1 protein-coding gene is annotated in these 3,721 nt (G+C 76.2%); it reads right to left on the bottom strand.

The window, feature by feature from the left end:
- Positions 1 to 358 precede the first annotated feature (358 nt).
- The gene (locus tag KUM32_RS25915; protein ID WP_217144373.1) at positions 359 to 3,481 is read right to left on the bottom strand and encodes a sacsin N-terminal ATP-binding-like domain-containing protein; all 3,123 of its coding nucleotides are present in this window, start codon (positions 3,479 to 3,481) and stop codon (positions 359 to 361) included.
- Positions 3,482 to 3,721 lie beyond the last annotated feature (240 nt).

Raw genomic sequence — 3,721 nt, 5'->3', positions numbered from 1 at the left:
GCAGCTCGCCCCGCCCGGTCTCCGCGACCACCTCATCGATCAGTTGCGGCGGAAACGCCCGCGTCAGCACCCCAATCGCAATCCGGTCCGACAACCGCTCACCCGCAGGCGACTTGACCTGCCCCACCCTCGCCACACCACAACCAACGAGAGCAGGCCAACTAAGTCACCGGCATTGGGCCTAGCCGTGGCCGGCGGGGCGGCGGCGGTTCCGCCGGGGAGACCCTGCCTGTCCGGAAAAGCGTGAGCACTCGGCGGGTGAGTGTCCTTACCCCGCTCAGAAGAGCGGGGTAAGGACACTCACCCGCCGAGTGCTCACGTCCGCAAGGGTGCCCTGGCAGGGCCCGACGGACCGGCCCTAGTCGAACCAGCGGTCGCGGGCCAGTTCCTGCGTCCGCGACGGGTCCTCCAGGAGCGCCGCGACCTCGAAGCGGCGCGGCCACTGACCGGCCGCCCAGGCGAGCCCGGCGGCGACGCCCTCCAGGGTCGCGGCGTGCAGCACGCCGTCGTCCGTCAGCCGCCAGTCGATCTCCACGCCGTCGACGACCAGCTCCTCGTGCTCCACGTACGACGCCGGGGTCCGCGCCCCGAGCAGCACCCGCACCGGCTCCGGTACGTCGTGCTCGGCGCCCCGGGAGTCCACCCGGCCGGTGACGGACTCGCTCAGCCGCCGTACCTGGAACAGCTCCGCCAGTTCGGCGGCCCGCGCCGGCCGTACGGGCAGCAGCGGGACGCCCGAGGTGAACGGCAGCAGGTCGGGCGAGTCGACCACCACGGCGTCGGCGGCGTCCACCACCTCCACCCGGCCGTCCACCACGGCCCGCACCTCGTCCGGCAGGGTCACCCGCTCCGGGTCCAGCTCGGCCAGCGCGCCGTACAGGGCGTGCAGTTGGGCGGCCGTGACCGGACGGTCCGGGTCGGCGAGCCGGTCCAGCAGCTCGGCCGCGCCGCCCGGCTCGTCGAGGAGGGCCGTCACCGACGTGCGTACGCCCAGCGCCCGCAACACCTGCTCGTCCTCGAAGCCGGTGGCGTCGGCCTCGTCGTACAGGCCGCGCAGGAGCGGGTCGCCGCCCGACGCGCGCAGACCGGCCGGGCGGCGCCCGCCGAGCACCGGGTGCCCGCGCAGCCACCACGCGGTGTACGGCCGCACCACCTCGTGGGTGCCGTCGGGCAGGAGGACGCGCACGGGCTGGACGAGCGCGTCGCGCAGGGGCGGCTGCGACAGCAGCGCGAGGGCCTGCGGCCACCGGTCGTCGGCCACGAGGTCCAGGTCGCGCACGGCGACGATCTCGGTGGCGACCGGTGGCACGGGGGTGTCCGGGAAGCGGTCGAGGACGTCCTCGCTCCAGACGTCCACGGCGTCCAGCAGGCCCGCGTCGTCCGGCTCGGCGAAGTCGCCCTCGCGGGGCTCCAGTTCGTCCGGATCGAGGACGACGTCGGTGGCGCGGACGAGGGCGAAGGTCACGAGGACACCGCAGGCGGCCAGCGGCTCCGGCCCCCACCTCCGCGCCAGCTCCGCGTCCACGGCGGCGAGTTCACCCTCGCGCATGACCTGGGCGAAGGCGCCACCGGGGAAGACGAGTTCGCCCGCCGGGGAGAGCTCGCCGTCCTCGTCGGGCAGGGCGAGCGCGCCGAGCCACGGCTCGTCCCCGGGTTCGAGCCCGGCGTCGCGCACCAGGCCGAGGACGGTGTCGGCCAGTTCGTCGGCGTCGAGGGTGTCCTCCTCCCAGCTCGTGCCGCCCTCGTCGTCCAGGGACGCGGCGACGGCGGCGCGCACCTGCGGGGTGGTGAGTACGGCACGCGGGGTGGCCGGGAGGGCGCCGAGCTTCTCCAGGAGCGGATGGGCGGCATCCGGGTGGGCGACCTTCAGGCCGAGGCGGGTGAGGACCTCCGGGTCCAGGGAGACGGCCTGGGGGGAGGGCAGGAGTACCTGCCGGGGGCCGATGGTCGTACGGCCGTCCGCGAGCGGCACGGGCAGCCCGGACAGCCGGTCGGGATCGACCCCGGCGAGGCTCTCGTAGAGCCTGCGCCACCAGGCGGGGTCCTTCTCCAGTCCGGCCAGGCGGTCGATCGCGTCCGTCAGCGGCACCCGGGCCACGCCCAGCGTGCGCAGCTCCGCACGCCGTTCGAGGCCGGCGGGCAGCAGGGTGGGCAGCACCTCGGCGAGGACCCGCACGGTGTCGCCGCCCGCGCCCTCCACCACCTCCGCGTCGCGGGGCCGCAGGGATTCGGGCAGGTCGGGGTCGTCCTCGCGCGGCTGCGCGGCGGGCGGCAGGAAGGAGGTGCGCGGCAGCCGTCCGAGGATCGCCTGCCGCAGCGCGCCGTCCAGCTCGCCCTTGCCCAGCGGGCCGGGCACGAGGTCGATGAGCCCGGTGGCGACCGGCCGCCAGTCGGCGAGCAGCCCGGCGAAGGCGTCCGCGGCCCGCTCGGTCAGGAAGTCGGTCAGCGGGCCGCGCGCGGCGTGCCGGCGGGTGGAGTCCAGCGGGAAGGACGCGATGAGCAGGGCGGGCACGCCGAGGGGCTCGTCGCTGGGCGTGGGCGCGTGGACGACGGGGCTGGTGCGCGGGCGCGCGGGGCTGCCGTCGGCGTCCACGGGGACCGCCCACGTCACGGACCAGTGCGGGCGCAGTCGCTCCTCCACCGGCCGGTCGGCGAGGAGGTCGGGGGTGAGGGGTCCGTGCGCCGCGGCGGTGCGCCAGTGGGTGACGCCCTCGCGGGAGTCGTCCACGACGGTCAGGGGGCCCTCGGCACGGCGGGACAGCGTGCGCACGTCGTCCGCCACCTCGACCACCACCTCCTGAAGCCCCGGCAGGGCGAGGAGCAGGGCGTCGTCCACGGCGTGCAGGAGCCGTTCGGCGAGGTCGGCGGCGGCCGTGTCGCGCAACGGGAGGATGACGGCGGTGTCGTACGGGTCGGGGGCGCTGCCCTCGGCGGGGAACGGCAGGCGCAGCAGCGGGACGTGTCCGTCGCGCCGCCGGATCTCGTCGCCCAGGCCGGGACTGTGCCGCGCGGTGTCGGCGGCCAGGTCACGGGCCTCGGCCAGGGACCAGCGCACCCCGCCGTGCCGGCCGACGACGGCGGGCTCGTCGGTGACGGCCAGGACGGCGGCGAAGCCGACCCCGAACCGGCCGACCGCGCTGTCCCCGGCGTCCCGCTTGGCGGAGGCGCGCAGGGTGGACAGCGACTCGACGCCGGCCGCGTCCAGCGGGGCGCCGGTGTTGGCGGCGACGAGGACGCCGTCGCGCAGGGTGAGCCTGAGCCGGCCGGGCACGCCGGCCCGGGCGGCGGCGTCCGCGGCGTTCTGCGCCAGCTCGACGACCAGCCGGTCGCGGTAGCCGCCGAGGACGAGGTCCTCCTCCGCGTTGGCGTCCTCACGGAACCGGGCCGGGCTGGTCGCCCAGGCGTCCAGCACTCCACGCCGCAGACGTGTCGTACCGAACGGGTCCGCGCCCTCGACGGCAGGCCGTACGAACATGCTCACGGTGACTCTCCTCATCGACGGATCACGAAGGTACCGCGAGGACACACCTGACCGGTCCGCCACCGGCCACACCCACTCCGGCCCCACCCGACCGCCCCGACCACCGAACCCCGACCAGGCCACCCCGACCTCGACCACCCCAGCCGCCGAACCCCGACCAGGCCACCCCGGCCCCGACCACCCCAGCCGCCGAACCCCGACCAGGCCACCCCGGCCCGGACCACCCCAGCCGCCGAATCC

The organism is Streptomyces sp. AC627_RSS907 (genome assembly GCF_019049165.1).
The sequence above is the reverse complement of the archived record's forward strand: the minus strand, read 5'-3'. Positions and strand labels throughout refer to the sequence as shown.